General features: G+C 44.0%; 24 protein-coding genes and 1 pseudogene. 20 read left to right on the top strand and 5 right to left on the bottom strand.

Going from position 1 to position 21,519, the window contains the following annotated elements; all coding sequences use genetic code 11:
• The first annotated feature begins 117 nt into the window (after positions 1-117).
• From C170_RS25115 to C170_RS25090, 6 genes are all read left to right on the top strand, one after another.
• Complete coding sequence (locus C170_RS25115; protein ID WP_051447392.1) at positions 118-1,377, top strand: amidohydrolase family protein; 1,260 nt, start codon at positions 118-120, stop codon at positions 1,375-1,377.
• A 23-nt stretch (positions 1,378-1,400) separates the two neighbouring features.
• Entirely contained in the window at positions 1,401-2,621 is a 1,221-nt protein-coding gene (locus C170_RS25110) for an amidohydrolase family protein (protein ID WP_036615378.1), read from the top strand.
• A 333-nt stretch (positions 2,622-2,954) separates the two neighbouring features.
• A complete protein-coding gene (locus tag C170_RS25105; protein ID WP_036615375.1) occupies positions 2,955-3,887 on the top strand; it encodes an ABC transporter permease in 933 nt (310 codons plus the stop codon).
• A 17-nt stretch (positions 3,888-3,904) separates the two neighbouring features.
• Positions 3,905-4,786 carry a carbohydrate ABC transporter permease gene (locus tag C170_RS25100; protein ID WP_036615373.1) on the top strand — a complete coding sequence of 294 codons (882 nt, stop codon included), beginning with the start codon at positions 3,905-3,907 and terminating at the stop codon, positions 4,784-4,786.
• Between the two features lie 56 nt (positions 4,787-4,842).
• Positions 4,843-6,336, top strand: a complete 1,494-nt coding sequence (locus C170_RS25095; RefSeq protein ID WP_051447391.1) for an ABC transporter substrate-binding protein — start codon at positions 4,843-4,845, stop codon at positions 6,334-6,336.
• 16 nt (positions 6,337-6,352) lie between these two features.
• The gene (locus tag C170_RS25090; RefSeq protein ID WP_036615371.1) at positions 6,353-7,315 is read left to right on the top strand and encodes an amidohydrolase family protein; all 963 of its coding nucleotides are present in this window, start codon (positions 6,353-6,355) and stop codon (positions 7,313-7,315) included.
• Positions 7,316-8,051: 736 nt separating this feature from the next.
• Here C170_RS25090 and C170_RS25085 read toward each other — a convergent pair.
• Positions 8,052-8,432: a hypothetical protein gene (locus tag C170_RS25085; RefSeq protein WP_051447390.1), complete on the bottom strand. Its 381-nt coding sequence runs from the start codon at positions 8,430-8,432 to the stop codon at positions 8,052-8,054.
• 367 nt (positions 8,433-8,799) lie between these two features.
• Between C170_RS25085 and C170_RS31200 the strand changes: the two genes are divergently transcribed.
• The 7 genes from C170_RS31200 to C170_RS31195 all read left to right on the top strand — a co-directional run bounded on the left by C170_RS31200 (position 8,800) and on the right by C170_RS31195 (position 12,483).
• On the top strand, positions 8,800-8,949 hold the full coding sequence (locus tag C170_RS31200) for a hypothetical protein (protein WP_179086457.1): 150 nt from the start codon (positions 8,800-8,802) through the stop codon (positions 8,947-8,949).
• Positions 8,950-9,527: 578 nt separating this feature from the next.
• Positions 9,528-9,695, top strand: a complete 168-nt coding sequence (locus C170_RS30945) for a hypothetical protein (RefSeq protein ID WP_155985137.1) — start codon at positions 9,528-9,530, stop codon at positions 9,693-9,695.
• A gap of 21 nt (positions 9,696-9,716) precedes the next feature.
• The gene (locus C170_RS25080) at positions 9,717-10,241 is read left to right on the top strand and encodes a DUF3841 domain-containing protein (protein ID WP_036615368.1); all 525 of its coding nucleotides are present in this window, start codon (positions 9,717-9,719) and stop codon (positions 10,239-10,241) included.
• A gap of 329 nt (positions 10,242-10,570) precedes the next feature.
• Positions 10,571-11,053: a MarR family transcriptional regulator gene (locus tag C170_RS25075; protein ID WP_017688279.1), complete on the top strand. Its 483-nt coding sequence runs from the start codon at positions 10,571-10,573 to the stop codon at positions 11,051-11,053.
• Between the two features lie 20 nt (positions 11,054-11,073).
• Complete coding sequence (locus tag C170_RS25070) at positions 11,074-11,649, top strand: nitroreductase family protein (RefSeq protein WP_036615365.1); 576 nt, start codon at positions 11,074-11,076, stop codon at positions 11,647-11,649.
• A 17-nt stretch (positions 11,650-11,666) separates the two neighbouring features.
• On the top strand, positions 11,667-12,152 hold the full coding sequence (locus C170_RS25065; protein ID WP_036615363.1) for a nitroreductase family protein: 486 nt from the start codon (positions 11,667-11,669) through the stop codon (positions 12,150-12,152).
• A 184-nt stretch (positions 12,153-12,336) separates the two neighbouring features.
• Complete coding sequence (locus C170_RS31195) at positions 12,337-12,483, top strand: hypothetical protein (RefSeq protein WP_179087923.1); 147 nt, start codon at positions 12,337-12,339, stop codon at positions 12,481-12,483.
• 506 nt (positions 12,484-12,989) lie between these two features.
• On the opposite strand, the gene C170_RS25060 is transcribed toward C170_RS31195, so the two are convergent.
• A complete protein-coding gene (locus C170_RS25060; RefSeq protein WP_036615361.1) occupies positions 12,990-13,934 on the bottom strand; it encodes an NAD(P)-dependent oxidoreductase in 945 nt (314 codons plus the stop codon).
• Between the two features lie 177 nt (positions 13,935-14,111).
• On the opposite strand from C170_RS25060, the pseudogene C170_RS25055 reads away from it, so the two are divergent.
• Positions 14,112-14,414, top strand: a pseudogene (locus C170_RS25055) (MFS transporter); the annotation flags it as partial.
• 52 nt (positions 14,415-14,466) lie between these two features.
• On the opposite strand, the gene C170_RS25050 reads toward C170_RS25055, so the two are convergent.
• The 3 genes from C170_RS25050 to C170_RS25040 all read right to left on the bottom strand — a co-directional run bounded on the left by C170_RS25050 (position 14,467) and on the right by C170_RS25040 (position 17,480).
• The gene (locus C170_RS25050; RefSeq protein WP_036615358.1) at positions 14,467-16,023 is read right to left on the bottom strand and encodes a glycine betaine uptake BCCT transporter; all 1,557 of its coding nucleotides are present in this window, start codon (positions 16,021-16,023) and stop codon (positions 14,467-14,469) included.
• A 260-nt stretch (positions 16,024-16,283) separates the two neighbouring features.
• On the bottom strand, positions 16,284-16,709 hold the full coding sequence (locus tag C170_RS25045; protein ID WP_036615356.1) for a MarR family winged helix-turn-helix transcriptional regulator: 426 nt from the start codon (positions 16,707-16,709) through the stop codon (positions 16,284-16,286).
• Positions 16,710-16,841: 132 nt separating this feature from the next.
• The gene (locus tag C170_RS25040) at positions 16,842-17,480 is read right to left on the bottom strand and encodes a nitroreductase family protein (protein ID WP_036615355.1); all 639 of its coding nucleotides are present in this window, start codon (positions 17,478-17,480) and stop codon (positions 16,842-16,844) included.
• A gap of 285 nt (positions 17,481-17,765) precedes the next feature.
• On the opposite strand from C170_RS25040, the gene C170_RS25035 reads away from it, so the two are divergent.
• The 6 genes from C170_RS25035 to C170_RS31545 all read left to right on the top strand — a co-directional run.
• The gene (locus C170_RS25035; protein ID WP_036615353.1) at positions 17,766-18,701 is read left to right on the top strand and encodes an NADP-dependent oxidoreductase; all 936 of its coding nucleotides are present in this window, start codon (positions 17,766-17,768) and stop codon (positions 18,699-18,701) included.
• Between the two features lie 240 nt (positions 18,702-18,941).
• Complete coding sequence (locus tag C170_RS30940; protein ID WP_155985136.1) at positions 18,942-19,094, top strand: hypothetical protein; 153 nt, start codon at positions 18,942-18,944, stop codon at positions 19,092-19,094.
• A 24-nt stretch (positions 19,095-19,118) separates the two neighbouring features.
• Complete coding sequence (locus C170_RS31550; RefSeq protein ID WP_268748595.1) at positions 19,119-19,244, top strand: hypothetical protein; 126 nt, start codon at positions 19,119-19,121, stop codon at positions 19,242-19,244.
• Entirely contained in the window at positions 19,237-19,770 is a 534-nt protein-coding gene (locus tag C170_RS25030; RefSeq protein ID WP_036615351.1) for a DUF1572 family protein, read from the top strand. The genes C170_RS31550 and C170_RS25030 overlap by 8 nt, the downstream gene beginning before the upstream one ends.
• An 88-nt stretch (positions 19,771-19,858) precedes the next feature.
• On the top strand, positions 19,859-20,143 hold the full coding sequence (locus C170_RS25025; protein ID WP_036615349.1) for a sensor histidine kinase: 285 nt from the start codon (positions 19,859-19,861) through the stop codon (positions 20,141-20,143).
• 242 nt (positions 20,144-20,385) lie between these two features.
• On the top strand, positions 20,386-21,519 hold a 1,134-nt coding region (locus C170_RS31545; RefSeq protein ID WP_036615346.1), incomplete at its 3' end, for a beta strand repeat-containing protein.

The following is a 21,519-nucleotide window of genomic DNA, read 5'->3' as shown; positions in this document are numbered from 1 at the left end:
ATCATCCAATATTGCTAATTATTTTTATCCTTTTCATCCAATGATTTCTCAGAAGGAGTGAATTATGCTTAAAGTGTTTCTTGCGTGTAATAAAAGCGTACATGAACGGAGGATGTAATGATTGATCTACTTATCACAGATACGGTGATTTCCGGGGATGAAAGGCGAATGGATGTCGGGATATCCTCAGGCAAGATTGCATTTGTCACGCCATGCGGGGAAAGGAAAACCGAAGCTTCTCGTGTAGTGCAAGGCAAAGGGGGCTTATTGCTACCCGGATTCGTCGAGCCGCATATTCATTTGGAAAAAGCATATTTGCTGGATTCCATGGATCGGGAGGCGGAGTCTCTCCAGGACGCGATTCAGATAACATCCAAACTGAAAAGTTCGTTCACAAGGGAGGACATGTATCGTCGCTCGCTGGTTGTCATTCGGGAAGCCGTCAGGAATGGTGTAACCCATATGCGTTGCCAAGCAGAGGTCGATCCGGTTCTTGGACTCAGAGCTGTCGAATCTGCTCTTCGTCTCAAACAATCCTTAAAACATCAACTGGATTTACAGGTAGTTGCCTTTCCGCAAGAAGGGGTGTTCAAGAGTCCGGGGACTGTTGAGCTGATGGAAGAGGCCGTTCGTATGGGAGCCGATGTGATTGGAGGAATCACTTATCAGGATGCAGACCTGGGGGAGCACTTGGATTTTGCATTTGGTCTGGCAGGGAAGTACGGAAAACCGTTGGATTTTCACGCGGATTTCTCGGTCGATTTCAACGACCGTGCCGTTGTGGAAATTGCAAAAAGGACCATTGCTGCAGGCATGCAGGGGCATGTAGCCGCCGGACATGTAACCTCGCTCGGTTCCCTCCCTGAACACGAAGCTTCGGCTATCGGGGAGCTTCTGTGTCTTGCCGGAATCAGCGTCATTACGCTGCCGATGACGGACCTCTTTTTGAATGGAAGAGAAGGTCCAGAAGGTTATCATAGAGGTCTGACTCCTGTGAAACTGCTCCAGGATTGTGGAGTGAATGTGGCAATTGGCGTCAATAATGTGCGCAACCCATTCACGCCGTTTGGCAAAACAGACCCGATTGAGGTTGCCTGGCTATTGGCGATTACTTCTTACATGGGCGGCAAACGGGATGCGCTCATCTTGACCAACATGCTGACTCATAACGCAGCACAGGCGTTAGGCATTGATAATTATGGCGTTAAGGTTGGCGCTCCGGCTGATATGGTATTGTTCCGAGAGCGGTCGGAGAGGGAAGTGCTGCTTAATAAACCGGAGGCCCGCACGGTTTGGAAATCGGGATTACAGGTAGCTTGTACTGACTCAAAACTTTTGGAATTACCGTGGTTGTCGGATGGGATGGAAACAATCTAATTATGAAGTAAGGGGATGGAGTTATGGAGAAAGGCTTAACACTCGTGAAAAATGTCAAATGGTCGGAAAACCTGTTTGATCTAACGATTGATCAAGCAACTGGACTTATTGTCAGCATTGAGACTGCCGGAACGGATGCGGATCTCACATCTGTAAATATTGCCGGTAGGGCGACAACCGTCATTGACGCGGATGGGCTGCACTATGTACCGCCAATGACAGATATGCATACCCATCTGGACAAGCATTTTATTGGGGAGCCGTGGAAGTCTTTGCAGCCGTTTGTCACGCTGCCCGGCCAGTTGGAATTTGAGAAAAGTATGTTGGGAGAACTACCGACCGGAGCGGGAGAACGTGCGAAACGAATGTTGGATTTAATGTTAGCCCAAGGTACAACGGCAATCCGCACACACGTTGACGTGGATCCGCAAATTGGTCTCTCTCATCTTGAGGAGGTCTTGGAAGTGCGCGAGATGTACCAAGGACGCATCGATATGGAAATTGTGGCATTTCCCCAGCAAGGCCTGCTTCGATCCGACTCCGTTTCCGTCATGCGGCAAGCGCTTCGTGCTGGAGCCAACTATGTTGGTGGTGTGGATCCGGCCGGATTGGACCGCCGAGTGGATGCCAGTCTGGAAGCCATGTTTGAACTTGCGACAGAATTCTCTGCTGGCATCGACTTGCATCTGCATGACCCGAGTCATCTCGGAATATACACGATCAGGAGCTTCGCCGAACTGACAGAACAAGCCGGTATACCCGGCCGTACCGCGGTAAGCCATGCCTATTGTTTGGGCCAGGTTGGGGAAACAGAGGTGCGCTCACTCGCGGAAAGGTTGTGTGCGACCGGCGTAGCCATCATGACGAGTGTGCCCATTGACAGGCCTATGCCCCCCATCAAACTGTTGATGGAAACGGGAGTGTCCGTTCATATCGGTTCCGATAACATTTTGGATTCGTGGAGTCCATTCGGAAATGGCGATATGCTCTCCCGTGGGTCACGTCTCGCTGAAGCATCCGGTTGGGTGGAGGACTTCTGGTTGCTAGAAACGTACAAGCTTATTTCCAATGCGCCATTAACTCCAAAAGTGGGTGAACAAGGCACTTTCTCGTTGGTAAATGCCATAAATGCGATGCATGCGTTGGCTGCAGCACCTCCACGCGAAGCTGTATTTTCGGGTGGTGTGCTTGTTGGTGGTCGAATGTTTCCCAACAGCAGACAGATGGCAGCCATCCATTCGTAACAATCTTTAATTATACATGAAGCAGCGCATCCTTTTTCAGGTGCGTTGCTTTTTGACATGAAAAGGCTGATCACAGGGCTTATAATACGTTGCTTAATGCAGTGAATGTGATAATACATAACATTAAAATTTAGACAGGCTTTTCTTTTGGTGTAATAATCCAAATTAAATCATTTTTTTTAGTGAATCACACCAATGACTGAGGCTTACTTACATCGTATTATTCATATAAGAACAATTTTGAGTCATATAAACTGACATTCATAGAATAGGAGGGATGTTGGAGGAGTTACACAAACCAAACATCATTGTTACGAACAGGGGGAGAGAGACATGCGTCGAGGTTTCCATGCAAACCGCATCCAAAACATCAGAAAGCATGGGCTGTTATTGGTCATGATTTTGCCAGGCATCGTCTATCTGTTCATCAACAATTACTTGCCCATGTTCGGCATTGTGATTGCGTTCAAAGATATCAATTTTGCAAAAGGAATCTGGGGAAGTGACTGGGTAGGCTTCGATAATTTCGCCTATCTGTTCCAAACGCAGGATGCTTGGGTGATTACCCGAAACACGTTACTTTACAACGGCGCATTTATCGTGCTTGGAACAGTGCTCTCTATAGCTGTGGCCGTATTGTTGAACGAGGTAAAAAAGCGATTTGCCTCCCGACTGTATCAAAGCATCATTTTGCTGCCCTATCTGATCTCGATGGTCATTGTCGCTTACTTGGTTCTGGCATTGCTCAACGAGGAAAACGGATTCGTTAATCATTACGTGCTTCCTTTGCTGGGGATTGACCCCGTGTCGTGGTATGCGGATTCCGGCAAATGGCCCTTTATATTAAGTGTGGTATATCTGTGGAAAAACGTCGGTTATACATGCATTGTTTATCTGGCCTCAATTGTAGGCATCAGCCAAGAATATTATGAATCCGCTACGCTGGACGGAGCATCCAAGTGGAGGCAAGTCTGGAGCATTACCCTTCCTTTGCTTAAACCCACGATGGTCATTATGGTGCTTCTTGCAGTGGGACGCATCTTCAATTCCGATTTCGGATTGTTCTATCAGGTTCCGCTGAATTCGGGTGCACTGCAAACGACTACCGATGTCATTGACACATACGTTTATCGTGGATTGATGACATTTGGGGATTTCGGAATGTCATCCGCTGCCGGACTTTATCAGTCCATTGTCGGTTTTCTGTTAGTATTAACGACCAATGCGATCGTTCGTCGCAAAAACCGGGATTTGGCGCTGTTTTAGCTAAGGGGGAGGACAACATGTATTCAAATAGGATATATCAAATGGCTGTTCACCTCGTGCTCATCATGATGGGAATCGCTGCAGTGTTTCCGTTTATACTTCTGATATCCGCTTCCCTAACCGAGGAACAAGCCATTATCAGGGATGGTTATCGTTTGTTACCGGCTCAATTCAGCTTCGATGCTTATGTGTATCTGTTTAATCAGTATTCGTTGATTCTGCGGTCGTATGGAATTACGACGTTCATCACGGTCGTGGGCACGATCGTTGGATTGTTGATCACAACCCTGGTCGCTTATCCGCTATCCAGAAATGTGCTTCCATTTCGTTCGTTCCTGTCATTCTTCGTATTTTTCACCCTGCTTTTCAATGGGGGGCTGGTGCCGATGTACCTGGTTTATACGGACCTCTTCCATTTGAAAGATACCATCTGGTCGCTAATCATCCCGAATTTACTGACCAACGGGTTCTACATTTTGTTGATGCGCAGTTTCTTTTCCACATCAATTCCCGGCGAAGTCGTGGAGTCAGCCTATGTGGATGGAGCCAACGAATGGGGTATTTATTGCAAAATCGTTCTCCCGCTTGCTCTCCCAAGCCTGGCAACCATTGGTCTGATGCTCATGATCTCGTATTGGAACGATTGGTTTAACGGTCTGATCTTCATCAATGACGGAAGCCTCTACAGCATTCAAAACCTGCTTAATCGAATGTTGTCTGATGTCCAGTACTTGCAGCAAAGCAGTTTGTCTGGTCAGACAGCAGTTCTCTCATCCGTACCTCTCGGCAGTGTGAGAATGGCTATTGCCGTAATCGGCGTGTTGCCGCTGATCGCAGCGTATCCGTTTTTCCAGAAGTTCTTCGTCAAGGGATTGACTATTGGTGCCGTAAAAGGTTAGTTATGCTTCGTATCCAAGATGTCTTATCCAAAAGCAAACATGGGGAGTGAATGAAGATGTTCAGAAAAAGATTGCCTGTGGGTTTCATAAAGGTAATGTCCTTAATTTGTGCGGCCCCTCTATTGTTGACGGCATGCGGAAACCCAGACAGTAAGGAGGGGGCAGAACTTGGAAAAGCTTCAGGAACAGACATGTATGAAGTGGTCATGACGTATCCGGCTTTTGGGGATGTAACGGATGTTAAGGAAATTCAGGAAGCCATCAGTGATATTACAGCGGAAAAGGTAGGCGCCACCGTGAAGCTCTTGCCTGTTAATGGATCGAACTATGCCAATCAAATGAACTTGATGCTGGCGGGCAGCGAGAAACTGGATCTGGTGTATACCAGCGTTTGGTTAGGCCTTGAATCCCAAATCGGCAGGGGACAGTTAATGCCCATGGACGAATCGCTGAATGAATTCGGTAAAGAGATACTGGAGGCTGTTCCAGAAGAAGCCGCAGAAGCCGGGAAGATGAATGGTGAAACATATGGCGTTCCCAGCATTAAAGCTTGGACACTTTCCCCCAGCTTTGTGATGGACAAAGAGCTTGCCGATAAACATGCTATTGACCTTAGCGCCATAAAAACCTGGAATGATATCTCTGCTGTATTGCAGCTTATCAAGGACAATGAGCCAGGTATCACGCCGATTGTCAGCTATACCTCGCAGGAAACACCCGGACAAGCCATGCTGAATTTTGATCCATTGGGAACAGCACCTGGCGTACTGGATTTTGGCGGGGAGGACTTCACCGTGCAGAACCTTTTTGCAACTTCGCGGTTCTCCACAATGGCTGACCTGATGCGTGATTGGTATCAAAAAGGTTATTTCAGCAAAGACGTCGCAACGTCACAGGAAACGGGCTCCAATCTGATCAAGGCAGGCAAAGCCTTCTCGTATATCCGGAATATCAATGAGTGTTACTCGGAATCACTTGCGGCTGGGACTGAACTTGTATGCGTACCCCTTGAGGACTCGTATATGACGCGTAATAGCGTAGCTTCCAACATGATGTCTTTGGCAAGGAACAGTGAGCAGCCGGATAAGGCGATTCAAGTATTGGAACTGTTTTACTCGGACGAAGCAGTCATTAATCTGTTTACCAACGGAATTGAGGGCAAGCATTATGTTAAGCGGGATAATGACCTGATCGGCAAGCCGGAAGGTGTTACCGCAACAGGATACGATTCAAACCAATATGCCGTGGGGAACAATTTCCTGTCCTATATATGGGAAGGGAACGATCCTGACATGTGGGAGCACTTGAGGGGCGAAAACGAGAGTGCCGTAAAATCAAGGGCGATGGGTTTCAGCTTCGACATCAATCCGGTTAAAACACAAATTACCTCGGTGACCAACGTCCAAAACCAGTATGATGCAGGCTTTCAGACAGGAACTTTTGATCCGTCAGAACTAGGCGCTTATCTCGACAAACTAAAGAATGCAGGCGTAGAGAAAATATTGACGGAAAAGCAAAACCAGTTAAACCAATGGCTTGAAAATAAATAGAAGGAGCTGATCACGCATGTTTAATCCTGTCATTGATGTTCACCACCATATCATCTCTAAAGAAATGCAACGAAAGCAGCGGGAGTTGGGAATGGAGATTCCAAGTTTTATGCCAAAGTGGACGCCCGAGATCGGGATGCAAAAAATGGATGTATGTGACATCTCGTTTTCATTCCTTTCAGCCCCGTCAGACCTGACGTTCATCGACCAATCTTCTGCCAACGCATTGGCACGTAAAATGAATGAAGAGCTCGCATCGTATGCTCAACTTCATCCTGAGCGGTATGGTGCGTTTGCAACGCTTCCACTCCCGGATCCCGCAGCAGCCATGGAAGAAACATTGTATGCACTTGATGTTCTCGGGATGGATGGTGTTGCAATGCTGACAAGTTATCAGGGGAAATATTTAAGCCATCCAGATTACACCGAATTGTTAACCGAATTGGATCGGCGCAGTGCTGTTGTGTTTCTGCATCCCATCCTCATACCGCAAAAAATCGCTGGGCTTAGTCCTGCATTGCTTGAGGGCACCTTCGATACGACGCGGGCTGTCACTACGATGGCTGTTCATCGCATTTTCGACCAATATCCATCCATTACGTTCATTCTTCCCCATACAGGGGGCATGGTGCCGTATATCAAATGGAGAATTGCGCTTGCCGCCATCGGGCAAGATTCGATTCAGGTTGAAACAACACCGGAACAATTTCAAGCTGAAATAGCCAAACTGGACCACCTTTATTATGATTCCACGTTGAATCTCGGCACGATCCAAAAGTTGATTGCACCTGATCGGATTCTGTTCGGAGCGGACATACCTTGGCCAGCGGACAGCGTCCTTCGGATACAGCGGGAGTCGGTATTCCATGAAGCACAGCAGATCAGCGAAGAAAACGCGAAGGCGATCGCTTATGGCAATGCCTTTCGTCTATTCCCCCGCATTTCTAAGCTTTTTGATATAGAGAAAAAGTTAATTTAAAGTGACGGGAAGCGATAAATCAACATTACAAAACAATAGTTTAATCTTTCATGACAATGTAACAACAAAACAATCGTTCTTGAAACGGTTGTTTTGTTGTTAACACCCATTAGTTACATTCTGGTTCCTATCTAATAAAAAGGTGCCTACTTTTCAAGTAGTATGAGACATTTTAAGATTAAACGAAAGGTGGTTAAACAGAGGGCGTATGTAATGAACAAAAGTTATATGCAACGTTGCTTTGACGTAATAGAGATCATCCCGAAGGAGTTGCAGAGAAGATAGATCGCACCATTACTTTTTAGAAGATATGCATAGTGTGATCGTCAAATTAACCGATTAAGTGGGAGATTCATTGAAAGTAATTGAGGGGATGGTAGCGCCATGCCAATTGAAATCAAAGACATTGTAGTGTTTTAATGAGTAAGCTTCAAGATCATAGTTTAAACTTTAATTTTAATCTAGGTATTCTTCGAGTTGCTGACGAGTTGAAGACATTAACTGGCGAAACCATCTTTATCGGTGTCTTGAATGATGATTACTTTTATTAAAGAGCTCGAGCAAATTAAAAAATCGGGTTTTGCGGTAGATAACGAGGAAGCCGATCAAGGAGCAAAGAAAACAGAATAACCCTTCTCAGAAATGAGGTGGGTATCCTGTTTATAGATGTTGGCATTTTAAAGTGCCCTCAATCATCATGGAGAGCCTTTTTTTGGGGGAGTAGTATAGTTTAGTGTTAATCATCTGAACTAGTGAGTAGAAATTTTCCGATAATATTCTCGTTGCTATCGTACAAGTTTATATACTTATCGACTTTTGGTTCATTCATACTCTGAATTGCTTCTTCGGGAGTTTGTGGCAAATCTTGATTCATATCTGAAGTCTTGATGTAACCTTCAGTTCCGTCTACACCAAAAGCCTTAACTAGATCTAATTCTGTTTCATCATGATAAATAAATGAACCATATGTTTGACCGTTATCATTGATTTTTATTTCCATTTGATCTTTAGAGGGACTAGTATCGGCAGATGCAGCTCCCCAGCCATAAACTCCTATTCCAATCCCTAAAGCACAAGTCACACCAACTGTAATTAATTTTAGTGATTTTGTTTTCATTAGAATATCCTCCTAATGTTGAATGAATGGTGTTTTAGAACCACCGTCATATTCATACTTACCAGACTGTCAAACGGCAAACACTGCCTCAGTTTCGTAATCCCCAGATCCTTAACCCCAGTCGAATCTATTAAATTACTCATTTTCAAATTAATGTAACATTTAATGTCGTAATTGTAAACCGTTTTTAGGTTATTTAGATTCTTATGTAACCACGGAAAATTCACTGGCATATTCAGTCGCAATAGAGGGCAACCGGAGGAAGGAACAAATCCTTTTACAATCATTGTCAGTACGTTATAATACAATCACCCGATGGATTACCCAACAAAGTTAAATATTGTAATTAGACATTGGAGGTATGGTTATGGTCAAGAAGAAAATGTCCAAAGCCCTCAGCGCAGCTTTAATCGTTTCTATGCTGGCTACTGGCGTGATAGTCGCTATCCAAGGTAAAACAACGTTAGAGGCATCATCAGGTGATAAAAAGGTTGAAGTTATTAAAGCACAAGCGTGACCTTACTATGAAGAAGCTTAGGTGCGACTATATCGTCCTAATTAGGGCATATTCGAAGCACCTGATGCGAATACCTCAGCTCGGTTAACCGAGCTGAGGTTTCTTCATTATCATTATGAATTGATGTCGAGGGACAAGATCATGGTGCGCAATTACCAATTATACATTGGCACCTCGTGCAGGTACCTGGGCAATTTTACGATGGCATTCAGCCACCACTTGGCATGCCTTACGGATGGATTCAATTTCATAATCACTTTTTAAAATGATCATGTTCGTATCAGGCCCCATTCGTAATAGCTTGCATAATTTGTTCACAGTTTGTCATGTCAGCTAGAAACCGTTACGATGTGTTATATGGAATTTATCTTTGAGGCTCAATCAGTTATAGAAAAGAGAAAGGACAAGCGGCATGATACAAAGAGAAGGGAATGTAGCTTGGAACGCCAACTCAGAATATATATGGTGAGCAACGGGACTTGTTTAAGGAATTAAGCAAAAAAAGATGATTTATCTGTACTTCAGAGAGATCCAAAACTTATCTTAGTTGAACTATATTTTATAAGGAGACACGTAAGATGGAATTAAAATTTAGGGAAAAGGCTCTGTTATTTTATTTGATCGAGGCTAGATACAATGATTTGGAGTTACGAGAGGAGCAAGTATATCAGGAAATTGAAGATCTATACTTTAAATTTAAAGATGAGTTAGAAAGAGAATATGGGGAAGACTGGCGAGAAATTTAAAGCAAGGAGGTACCCAAGAAAATGATTTATTGGAGTATGCAGACATCAGAGGTTTGGAAACAAGCTCAAGAAACAGGTTACTTGGAGGGAAGCTCTGAACACTTAATGTTTCCAAAACAATACATATGGATGATGGAACAAATGAAAACAAGATTACCTAATTATAAAGGTGAGTATCCAATCTGGCTATGGATCAAAAAGCCGGATATGAGATCTACCGGACATTTTGAGGGAGGAACTAAATGCGTAAGATTGACCATTGATCTCAAGGAGACAGATGTACTAATATCAGATCTTGATAGATGGAACCTGGTACTGAACAATGGATTTTGCTCTGATAATGAACATGAAGAAGGTGAGTTTAATAAGGGGATACTAGAAATGACGAAAGAAGAAAGTTGGGAGCGGATTTTTGATTTAAATCGAGCGGTTGATGTTAATTGGACAGGTAATGGTGCATGGCTTCAGGGAACTACGGGACGAATCTACTTAGAAAAAGTGAAGAGAGTAGAGCAATATATTAGTCGTAAATCAAAGTTATACTAATAACAATTATAACAATAAGGTAAATAAGACATATCATGACCTCTTTTCAAATGTTGTTGGGGGAACATTGAAAAATCCTTCCTTTTAATCGTTACTTACAATTCCAAGTTAGGATATGGCCAATAGCCTAAATGTGTGAGGGCTAAAGTCATTAATCTGGTGGTTTAGTACTCTAAACTCATCATTCATAATGTCAGAGAATATAGTTGATAAGCATTATCATTCATGGTATATTGTTAACCAGTAAACTAAATATTAGAATTTATTTAGAATAACTCTATTTTTAAAAGAATATTTTTGTTTACAAGTAAATAAGGAGCGATCAAAGAATGATCTCAAAAGATCGAACAAAACAGTTGCTTTATGACCAATTTATCCGTTTTTTACATGTGTATGAGAACCACAAGGATACAGAAATCGAGCATTTCCTAAGTATCGCCCAGCGTGAAAGCATCGAGAAAATCCCTCAGCATTTGACCGCGGTTCATATGATAGATTGCATAGGCAAGCATGAGCCCATTAACAACACGGGTATTGCCGAGGCAATGAATTTGTCCAAAGCAAGTATCACCAAAATTGGCAACAAACTGCTGGAGGAAGGATTCGTCAAACGTACGAAAATGAACGACAACAAAAAGGAGAGCTATTTCCGGTTGTCACCGCAAGGCAAAAAAATCTTTGAATTGCATGAACGTCTGCATATACATGAGGCTGAGCGCTTCTATCGTACTCTTGACAAATATTCGGAAACGGAGCTAAAAGTAATCCATCAATTTCTACAAGACAGCAGTATAAATATTGAATCCAGATAGAACAAAGGAGAGTGAAGCATATGAGTCTGGCGGAATTGATCAGGGAGCGCAGGAGTATTCGTAAATGTAACTCTACGCCGGTGGACCAGGAGTTGGTTGTTGAACTACTGCGTAAGGCTATACGGCTTCAACCATATCTTGAGTCTGGCTCATGGCGTGTAGTATATGCCGGAACGCCAGAAGCACGCAAACGGTTGGTGGACTGCATGCTGGAACAGATGTCACAAAGCAAGCTCGGCAAGCTGATTCCAGGGAAACTTCTGGATGTTTTTAAAAAGAGATTTACCGATATTCCTGCGCACGTCATTGTTATGTCGACTGTAGGACCGAATCGTCTGACCAATGACCGTAATTATGCGGCTGCCTGCGGGGTGATGCAGAGCTTCCAACTGCTGGGCTGGGAACGAGGGTTAGGAATGTTGTGGGATACAGAGTCCATGATTCAGCATGAAGGGTTCTTCAATGGAATTGGCTTACGTGAGGATGAAAGATTTGTTGGTATTCTTCATATAGGGTATTACGACAAAGCGCCAAGAAGTCGGAAAAGGACACCAGCCGAGCAGAAGTGGACCGTATTGCGAGGGCAGCCTACATAGAAGAGGAGGATATGAAAATGAAATTGTCAGATTTGGAAGGAGACATGGACGGTCCGATTGAGTTTTTGGATCAACCGGTATCGCAGGACCTAATCCTTGAGTTGCTCAATCATGCCGTATGGGCGCCAAATGATGGCCTCCGAGAGCCGTGGCGATTTATCTTTGCTGATAACCGGTATGGGGACATCATGCAGGGATTACAGAACCAGGCTCCTGCGTATCTTCTGGTCTTGGTGAAGGAAGAGGCGGATCAATATAAGCGGGAAGAGGACTTTGCAGCTGTCTGTTGCCTAATTCAGAATTTCCGCTTGCTGGCTCATGAGCAAAGTCTGGGTGTGCGCTGTACCTTGCATGACTGGATGTACGACCCGAGCCGTACTGAAATGTTTGGTGTACTAAGTAACGAGCGCATTGCTGCGGTTCTGGAATTGGGATACGGTGCAAATCAGTGGAAAGGAAATACGAAGTTACCTGAGACTCAACTTCATTTTGAACTGCTGTAAGGTGGGAACGATGGGATGAGACTCCAAATGGAAAAAATTGTTTTACAATCATTGTCAGTACGTTATACTACAATCATTAGGTGAATTACTCAATAAAAAAGTGAAATATTGTAATTGATTAGTCACCCACGGCTCGTCATCGTCTTGAGCCACTTATTACTTAATAAATATAGGAGGTATGATTATGGTCAAGAAGAAAATGTCCACAGCACTCAGTGCAGCTTTAATCGTTTCTATGCTGGCTACTGGCGTGATAGTCGCTATTCAGGGTACAACAACGTTAGAAGTAGCGAAGTCAGCAGGGGATAAAAAGGTTGAAGTTATTAAATAAAGCATACGTGAGAGACCTGCTAGAAAGTTAAAAGAACCTCATCTCGGTTAACCCGGCTGAGGTTTTTTTCTGTATCATTAGGCATTGAAAAAATGCAGACCTAAGTCCGTGAACGCTTGACCACCATTTACCTTGACGCAAAGTCCAATCTAATGTACACGGAACTGGAAATGACCAACCAGGAAAAACGGCAATCCAAGCAGTCACAATTAGTTGCTTACTACAAAACACCAGATAACGAGTATTAACAGCTCAACATTACGAGAGGTGAGGGAACGCTTAACGCAGGGAAAGATATTAACACTTGGTACCGATTTAACCGTTGGCAATAATAGATCAAACTTCATGAACTTGAATACCAACTTAAGCAAAATCATAAATAGTGGGACAGTTCGAATCAATCTGTATGATGTACCTCTGTCAAGAAAGTGGACACTTACGCTACGGATCTTGCGGTAAATTGCTGTGCAAAACGGGCAGGGGAAAGGTACCCCTACACCAAAACATCATAATTGATTGAGCTTGCTTTCAGGCTCTTCACCATTTTCTACACGTTTTATATTCTTTATAAAGAAATCATATCTTGTTTTATGAAATTTCCGACCATCAGGCATTCCCGCTGTATGGGGAGTAAGTATCACATTACCCAGACTCCGGAGCTCACTGTCAATCGGAAGCGGTTCAGATTCAAACACATCCAGGCATGCGCCTGAAATATCCCCGTTTTTTAATGCATCAATCAAGTCTCTTTCGTTGACAATGCCGCCGCGTGCTGTATTGATAAAAAGAGTGGTGTTTTTCATTTTTTTGAATGCCGCTTTGTTGATCAGTTGTTTGGTTTGCTCATTCAAGGGTACATGTACACTGACTATGTCCGATGTACTTACAAGAGTATCGAAATCCGTCATTTTCACAAAACCATCAGATTGTACAATGGCATTTCTCGCATACGCCAGCACATTCATGTCAAAAACCCTGGAAAACGCAGCTACTTTTTTTCCAATAGCACCCAAACCGATAATCCCAATCGTTTTGCCCTTTAATTCACTCCCTGTATAGTCCAATTGATTTTCATCCATCTTGTTTTTCATGAAAGTATCAAGAAACGGTATGTTTTTATAATAAGACAATATCAGTGCCATGACGTGCTCGGCCACTGCCTGTGCATTCACTCCTCCAGCATTGGCCACCCAAATGCCGCGCTGTGTACAGGCAGGGACATCCACATTATCAAATCCTGCACCTGTCTGTACCAATTTTAATTTTTTTGCGTTAGAAAGCAGACTGTGATCCACTTTAATATGTTCAGGAATGATTACTTGGCAATCTTCAATATGATGCAGCATTTCTTTTCCGGGCGGAACAATTACAACGTTCCAGTCTTGCGGAAAACACCTTGCAATATTTGATTTTGAGGTCTCGCTAAAATAGCCAACGATGAGAATTTTCATTGCTAAACCACCTTTCATAAGCTATACCATTTTTCAAATAAAACCGTTGATGCTCGTCATTTTATCCTTTTAATACAATTTTATCAATAAAATCTCATCACGTTCTATTGAACGGGAATGGAAAAGAATCTAGATAAACAATATACTAGCTATATAGTTTTTTTTGTTGAGGTGAATAGTTCTAATGTCATTCTGTTGTGGATCGTCATACTCGGAATTGGTGGAGGTTTCGCCTTTAGTTTGGCCATGATGTTTTTCGGGTTGCGTACTGAAAATGCGCATCAAGCAGCGGAACTATCTGGCATGGCCCAATCGATCGGATATCTTCTTGCCGCAATCGGTCCAGCCCTTATAGGATATCTGCACGATGCAACAAATAGTTGGAACCTGCCACTTTTCATTCTTCTTGGGGCTTCGGTGTTACTCTTTGTAGTTGGTATAGGAGCAGCAAGTAATCAAAAACTCAATACCATGAAATAATAAAAAGCCCGCAAGGACGCGGGCTTTTGTTAGTTTTAACATCAAGTATACATTACCTGCCGGAAATTTCCTTCAACGAGATTTCTTGTTCCTCCAGCAGTCGTTTCAGCTTTTGGCGCTGCCGTTTTTCCTTCTGACGGCGCTCTTTGTCCTCAGCCTTTAGAGCCTTGAGCAGGGAGAAACACATACCGATAAGGACAATAGCGAACGGCAATGCGGTTACAATGGATGCCGTCTGGAGGCCAGTTAACCCCCCGCTGATTAGCAGTACTACCGCGATGGAGGACTGCATAATTCCCCAGGTTAATTTCACTCTTGTACTTGGGTCCAGTTTGCCATCTGAAGTGAGCATGCCCAGTACAAAGGTAGCTGAATCAGCCGACGTAATAAAGAAGATCATGATCAGCATTGTGGCGATGAATGCCACGATCGTGCCCAAAGGCAGCTGCTCCAGCATTAGGAATAAAGCGGTTGTCGTATCTTCCTTGACAGCCTCCGCCAGATGAGCGGCATTGAACAATTCCATGTGAAGTCCTGTTCCGCCAAAGACGGAGAACCAGATAAATCCGAAAAGACTTGGAATAACCATGACGTAAATTACAAATTCCTTTATGGTTCTTCCTCTGGATACCCTTGCGATAAAAGTGCCGACAAAAGGAGCCCACGAGATCCACCATGCCCAGTAAAATAACGTCCATGCTCCAATCCAGGTTTCTCTTGAGAACGGCGTCAGTCTCAAACTCATGTTAATAATATTCTGCATGTAACTGCCCAAGGTTGTTGTGAATGTGTCAAATATAAAAGAAGTCGGTCCAGTCACCAATACAAACAACATCAATAACAAAGCTATAACGAGGTTGACGTTGCTCAGAATCTTAATACCTTTATCCAGACCGGAGGTTGCCGAGATTAAAAACAGTACGGTTACAACGATGATAATGACAACCTGAGACAGAGTCGAGTTAGGAATACCGAATAAGTGATTCAGACCCCCGCCGATCTGAAGAGCACCCAATCCAAGCGAGGTCGCAACACCAAAGATGGTGGATATGACCGCCAGAATATCAATAACCTTACCAAGCCAGCCAGCAGCAAGACGCTCACCGATCAAAGGAATAAAGGTTGAACTGATCAGCCCTTTGTATCCTTTCCGGAACTGGAAGTAAGCAAGTGCTAAGCCGATGACGGTATAGATAGCCCAAGGATGCAGCCCCCAGTGGAAAAAGGAATAACGCATTGAAAGTATGGCTGCTTGCGTTGTTTCGGGTACCGCCCCCTCAGGTGCAGATAAATAGTGGGATAGCGGTTCAGCAACTCCCCAGAAAACCAGCCCAATGCCCATACCCGCGCTAAACAGCATGGACAGCCAGGAAATCGTAGAATACTCCGGCTCATCATCGTCATCCCCAAGCCTAATACCCCCAAACCGGCTGAACGCCAGATAGAAAGCAAAGATCAGGAAGAACAGTGTCGCTAGCAAATAAAACCAGCCAAAATTCTGAATAGAGAAGTTGTAGGCAACATTAGCCACATCCGCTAGCTGATCAGGAGCGACGGCTCCCCATATTGCAAACAGTGCAACGATGATAATTGTGATTGTAAATACCATGATGAGACCTCCATTATGTAAGCTTCAGCCAACTGTTCCTTAGTATGTGCTAGTCCAACTTGTAATATTTCGAAAAGCTAGCTGTTGATAAATTAAAACAAACCGCCATGTAATGAAACACTCAGCGGTTTGTTTTGATCTTGCATGAATAATATATGGTCTATATTCTCTTGTTAATCTGAGATATTGTATCATCTCATCTAACTAGTTTTATTCATTTATGAAAAGAAATCTGAAGAAGGCTGACTGTCATCGTAAATTTACAGATCCTTCAGATTATATTGCATGCGAGTAAGCATGTCGGTCATCATTGCAACTTCTTCTTCACTGAAATCCAGTATCATCTGATGAAGAAACTGGTTTCGATCCTGTTTGAAATTGGCGATATGCGTTAGCCCTTGTTCTGTTAACCGGACGAAGGTTTCCCGATGATCGTCGGGGTTTCTTCTTCGTGACACCAAACCGTCTGCTTCCAGTTGCTTCAAATGGCGTGTAACAGCAGCACTGTCAATATGAATGGCCTTCTGCAAATGGCTTTGTGTAACTTCTTCATGAAGATAGAGATGATACAGCAGAACGTATCGTGAGGAGCTGATCCCCGTACAACGTTCAAATTTAGGTTTCAACTGATTGCTTATATTTTTAAGTAATATTAATAAGGTTTCTTGTTCCAGCGAACAATTCATGTTTGCCCCTCCTTGAATGGTGCAGAATGTCTTGAAAAGCTTCATGTAACAAGGGCAGATTCCTTCCAAGACATTCAGCAACTAAAGGCAACTATATCACAATGTGGAGACTACTCGCACTATCGCTTTGAATCATGCCCAAAACGTGGTCTCTTCGGCTGGCATACGGTAGGAGGTGTATCCCTCGCTTGCAGCTTTTCCAATTGTCAGTAGCATGACTGGTACATAACGTTCTTTATCCAAGCCAAACACTTCAGCAATTTGATCTTTTTCATAACCACCGACTGGATTGGTGTCATACCCATGTGCACGGGCAACCAGCATCAATTGCATGGAAACCAGACCGGCGTCAAGCATAATGACATCGTTCATTTCAGCATCGGACATGTTGTTATATATCGGTTTGAATGCCTTCAACTGAAAGTCCTTAACATCTTGTGGCATTAAGCCATGCTCAACAGCTTTTCCATAGATGTTTTCTGCATAATCGAAGTTGTTTTTGTCCGCAAACACGGCAATGACAGCAGAAGCTTGAGCGACTTTTTCTTTGTTAAAGCGAGACAGTGGGACGAGTTTTTCTTTTCCCTCTGGAGTATCCACCACAAGGAAGCGCCAAGGCTGCATGTTGATGGAGGAAGGGGCAGTGCTAGCTTCATTGATGATTTGAGTCATTTCTTCCCTGCTGATTTTTACGGATGAATCGTATGTCTTAATGGAGCGGCGTCCATAAATAATTTCGTTAAAATCGTTTGTTTGTTGGTATGGTTTCATAATAGTTACTCTCCCTTTATATTTAGTTGAGCTATCAATGTTTGACTAGTCAATTGTTGATAAGTCAAATATAAACTAAAACTAAGTCCATTTCAATAGTTTTTTATGTAAAATTATAACAATAAAAGCAACATTTCTAACGATTCCAACTTAACTTTTGCATAATTTTATCCTGGTTGTTTAAAAATGAGTAAGCATAATATGCATGAACCCCAGTGACTAGATACAAATAAATAATCGGGAATAACATGTAAAAGGCTATTAGCATAGAGGAGTGATACAAAAATGAAAGCAGTTGTGATTAATCAATATGGAAGTAAAGAAGAGTTAGTTGAGCAGGAAGTGAATAAACCGAGGGCAGAAGCCAATCAAGTGGTTGTAAAATTAGAGGCTACATCCATTAATCCAATCGATTGGAAATTAAGAGAGGGTTACTTAAAAGAAATGTATGATTGGGAATTTCCTATTATCTTAGGCTGGGATGTAGCCGGGGTCATAACTGAAATCGGTTCAAACGTTAGCAAATGGAAAGTTGGAGATCGAGTATTCAGTCGTCCTGATACAACACGTTTCGGTTCGTATGCTGAATATACAGCAGTTGATGAGCACCTTCTGGCAAAACTACCTGATTCAATCTCATATGAGGAGGCTGCGGCTGTACCTTTGGCTGGTTTAACAGCATGGCAGGTACTGTTTACTCATGGCGATCTAAAAGAAGGTGAAACCGTACTTATTCACGCTGGAGCTGGTGGTGTAGGTATGTATGCCATTCAATTAGCAAAGCATGCCGGCGCTCATGTTATTACAACAGCAAGTGAAAAAAATCATGAACTTCTTTATTCGTTAGGTGCTGATCAGGTGATTGATTACAAAACGGAAAATTTTGAAGAGATTCTAAAAGATATAGATTTAGTGTTTGACACGATGGGTGGAGAAGTAGCTGAGAATAGCTATAAGGTGCTTAAGCCAAATACCGGAAGACTGATTACCATTGTTGGTGAACCCAATCATGATACTGCTAAGTCTCACAATGTATCGGCAAAGGGGATTTGGCTACAGCCAGATGGTGATCAATTGGAGAGAATGGCAGATCTGATGGAAGAGAAAAAGATAAAGTCGATTGTAGGGGCCACATTCCCGTTTAGTAGACAGGGGATTTATGATGCACATGCTTTGAGTGAAACTCACCACGCTGTAGGTAAGATTGTCATTACATTTTAAAAAAGAAGACTGGAAAAAACCGCTAAACATTAAAATTGGCATCTGTCGAGGGACAAAAACATATTCCCATTAAGTCGCTATCTTAGCGGCTTTTTTATATTATCAGTACAAGTTCGTGTCCCGAGCCAAGCACTTGTACCGATTGCGATTTAAGAGATTTATGTAAGCAAACTTTGCGTCTCTTTAATAAAAGCGGCGATAGCAGGAGAACTCGCTCCCAGGGAGGGGACTGCCAATCCTATGACACGGTTAATGGAAGGGGTTAACGGTTTTAGCAGGATATTAGCTGGTACAGCCGGTAGTATCATCAAAGGCAATCGTATGGCTAACGCCCGATTGGCTGGTATTTTTCATTTTACACTCGAAGGGCAATTCATTATCATGGATCAATAGAGCAGATGGAGGTGGGTTACGACGATGATAAATTTGCGAGTCGTTCATTTTATACATACAGGTTTCTCCATTCAAGTTGGAGAATTCGCGCATGTAACCCTTGAAGATTATTTGCGCCTGACCGAGAATTGGGAGGATGTTCATGATTGAACTGATCAGACACGTTATGGAAGACATGAACAAGCAGCTTGACCGTATCGAGAAGAGTTTGAACTTGCTGAATGATGAACTCATTTGGATAAGAATAAAGGGCTCCATGAATAGCATCGGTAATCTTTGTTTGCATTTGGCAGGTAACGAATATCAGAATTTCGTTAGCGCGATCGGCAACAGACCGTTCATCCGGACGCGAACCCGTGAATTCACGAAGGACGGGGGAATATCGAGAGAAAAGCTGATTCTTCTTCTTCGGGAAACCAGAAAGGAATCGGAAAATGTTGTAGCTGCGTTATCGAACGACGATTTGTCCCGAGAGGTTATCATTCGCTATGACCGTGAGGATTGGAACCGAATGCATCGAACGAATAGGTGTACTGAAGAAACCTACGATACAAGAGTAATCGGTCGTCTGCTTATCCAGGTATCGGCACACTACGGATATCACGCAGGACAGATCGTTGTGCTTGCCAAGATGCTGCAAGATACGCAAGAACATGTCACGGGTCAGTACCATTGAGGAGGGCATAGATGGTCATGATCAGACTTGAACCGTTCAAACATCCCGATTCGACAAGGCTGGTTCTAGCGAACTGGAAGTCGAGAAAATGGAGGATAAGCTTCTGACGAAAGTCCACGCCAACGTGAATCCAATGCTGATGTCCCATGCGATCGCCAACCTTGTGGACAATGCCATCAAATATTCAGGCAGTCCATCGCTAATCGAATTGAAGTTGGAACATACGACAAGCGAGATAGTTATACGGATACGTGATCAAGGTATCGTTATCGCGGGCGATGAGCTGGAGAGAGTGCAGGAACGTTTTTACCGGGCGAAAAATGCAAGCACAGCGAACGGTTCAGGTCGATGTAAAAGAACGAATACCCTTTAAAGTCGCTATTTTAGCGGCTTTTTTTGTTGTGAAGAAAAGGTACAAGTGCTTTCCAGAGTCAATTAGTTCCCTTTAATGAAAAAATAAAAGCACAACATTAATGGATACAAATATGCGGCACAGAGAAGCGGATGACCAAACCGTTGAAATTGTCGGTCTATAGGAGTGAGAGAAGGATTAGGATATAAGGAATGCAAATTTCTCTCCTGTTCCTAAAACGTAAAGAAAGCGGGGTGAAATAAATGGCCATTTTATCAACTGGACCGATTGAGAATAATCCGGTCAGTGGTGTAAGACCAACACAACAGCTGACCATTAATATTGATAATAGAAATTTGGTTACGAATGCAATTGTTTTGATTCAGGGTTATTACCTAAACGGAACCAGAACGGAATATATACTCGAATTAATTAGCGTAAATCCAAATCAAGCCATAAAAAAAGATTATTTTGCAAACCTAGACGTATTTGAATTTGTCTTTACAACGAGCGGTTTAGCAGAACAACAAGTAGAAATTTCAGTTTGGGGAAAAAACTCCATGGGACAGCTCGTAACGCCTCACCGTATTGTATCTTCAGAATTGTTAGAAGACAATGGAGCCACGGGAATCACAGGCTCAACCGGCGCAACTGGGGCCACGGGCGTAACCGGAGCTACGGGCATCTCAGGTGCAACCGGCCAGACAGGCGCAACGGGTGTAACCGGAGCCACGGGGATCTCAGGTGCAACTGGCGAGACAGGGGCTACGGGGGCAAGCGGAGCCACAGGCATCACGGGCGTAACCGGCGAGACTGGTGCTACCGGCGCAACCGGAGCCACAGGCATCACGGGCGTAACCGGCGAGACTGGTGCTACCGGCGTAACGGGAGCCACAGGCATCACGGGTGCAACTGGCGAGACTGGGGCCACGGGTGTAACCGGAGCCACAGGCATCACGGGTGCAACCGGGGAGACTGGTGCAACGGGGGTAACGGGAGCGACAGGCATCACGGGTGCAACTGGCGAGACTGGGGCCACGGGTGTAACCGGAGCCACAGGCTTCACGGGTGCAACCGGGGAGACTGGTGCAACCGGGGTAACGGGAGCCACAGGCTTCACGGGTGCAACTGGCGAGACTGGTGCAACGGGTGTAACCGGAGCCACAGGCTTCACGGGTGCAACCGGGGAGACCGGTGCAACGGGGGTAACTGGGGCCACAGGCTTCACGGGTGCAACCGGGGAGACTGGTGCAACGGGCGTAACTGGAGCCACAGGCATCACGGGTGCAACCGGGGAGACTGGTGCAACGGGGGTAACTGGAGCCACGGGAATCACGGGTGCAACCGGGGAGACAGGCGCAACGGGCGTAACCGGAGCCACGGGAATCACGGGTGCA

The organism is Paenibacillus sp. FSL H7-689 (assembly GCF_000517905.1).
In the GTDB taxonomy this organism is placed as follows: Bacteria; Bacillota; Bacilli; order Paenibacillales; family Paenibacillaceae; genus Paenibacillus; species Paenibacillus amylolyticus.
Note: the sequence above shows the minus strand (reverse complement) of the source record. Positions and strands in the feature narration are given on the sequence as shown.

Bases quoted from the DNA above. Each gene is read 5' to 3' on its own strand.
- C170_RS25110 (WP_036615378.1), top strand. From the start codon at position 1,401: ATGGAGAAAGGCTTAACACTCGTGAAAAATGTCAAATGGTCGGAAAAC.
- C170_RS25080 (WP_036615368.1), top strand. From the start codon at position 9,717: ATGATTTATTGGAGTATGCAGACATCAGAGGTTTGGAAACAAGCTCAA.
- C170_RS31200 (WP_179086457.1), top strand. From the start codon at position 8,800: ATGGTCAAGAAGAAAATGTCCAAAGCCCTCAGCGCAGCTTTAATCGTT.
- C170_RS25095 (WP_051447391.1), top strand. From the start codon at position 4,843: ATGTTCAGAAAAAGATTGCCTGTGGGTTTCATAAAGGTAATGTCCTTA.
- C170_RS31550 (WP_268748595.1), top strand. From the start codon at position 19,119: ATGATAAATTTGCGAGTCGTTCATTTTATACATACAGGTTTCTCCATT.
- C170_RS25070 (WP_036615365.1), top strand. From the start codon at position 11,074: ATGAGTCTGGCGGAATTGATCAGGGAGCGCAGGAGTATTCGTAAATGT.
- C170_RS25085 (WP_051447390.1), bottom strand. From the start codon at position 8,432: ATGAAAACAAAATCACTAAAATTAATTACAGTTGGTGTGACTTGTGCT.
- C170_RS25050 (WP_036615358.1), bottom strand. From the start codon at position 16,023: ATGGTATTTACAATCACAATTATCATCGTTGCACTGTTTGCAATATGG.
- C170_RS25060 (WP_036615361.1), bottom strand. From the start codon at position 13,934: ATGAAAATTCTCATCGTTGGCTATTTTAGCGAGACCTCAAAATCAAAT.
- C170_RS25100 (WP_036615373.1), top strand. From the start codon at position 3,905: ATGTATTCAAATAGGATATATCAAATGGCTGTTCACCTCGTGCTCATC.
- C170_RS25040 (WP_036615355.1), bottom strand. From the start codon at position 17,480: ATGAAACCATACCAACAAACAAACGATTTTAACGAAATTATTTATGGA.
- C170_RS31195 (WP_179087923.1), top strand. From the start codon at position 12,337: ATGGTCAAGAAGAAAATGTCCACAGCACTCAGTGCAGCTTTAATCGTT.
- C170_RS30940 (WP_155985136.1), top strand. From the start codon at position 18,942: ATGACACGGTTAATGGAAGGGGTTAACGGTTTTAGCAGGATATTAGCT.
- C170_RS25030 (WP_036615351.1), top strand. From the start codon at position 19,237: ATGATTGAACTGATCAGACACGTTATGGAAGACATGAACAAGCAGCTT.
- C170_RS25075 (WP_017688279.1), top strand. From the start codon at position 10,571: ATGATCTCAAAAGATCGAACAAAACAGTTGCTTTATGACCAATTTATC.
- C170_RS25035 (WP_036615353.1), top strand. From the start codon at position 17,766: ATGAAAGCAGTTGTGATTAATCAATATGGAAGTAAAGAAGAGTTAGTT.
- C170_RS25065 (WP_036615363.1), top strand. From the start codon at position 11,667: ATGAAATTGTCAGATTTGGAAGGAGACATGGACGGTCCGATTGAGTTT.
- C170_RS25025 (WP_036615349.1), top strand. From the start codon at position 19,859: ATGGAGGATAAGCTTCTGACGAAAGTCCACGCCAACGTGAATCCAATG.
- C170_RS25115 (WP_051447392.1), top strand. From the start codon at position 118: ATGATTGATCTACTTATCACAGATACGGTGATTTCCGGGGATGAAAGG.
- C170_RS25090 (WP_036615371.1), top strand. From the start codon at position 6,353: ATGTTTAATCCTGTCATTGATGTTCACCACCATATCATCTCTAAAGAA.
- C170_RS25105 (WP_036615375.1), top strand. From the start codon at position 2,955: ATGCGTCGAGGTTTCCATGCAAACCGCATCCAAAACATCAGAAAGCAT.
- C170_RS30945 (WP_155985137.1), top strand. From the start codon at position 9,528: ATGGAATTAAAATTTAGGGAAAAGGCTCTGTTATTTTATTTGATCGAG.
- C170_RS25045 (WP_036615356.1), bottom strand. From the start codon at position 16,709: ATGAATTGTTCGCTGGAACAAGAAACCTTATTAATATTACTTAAAAAT.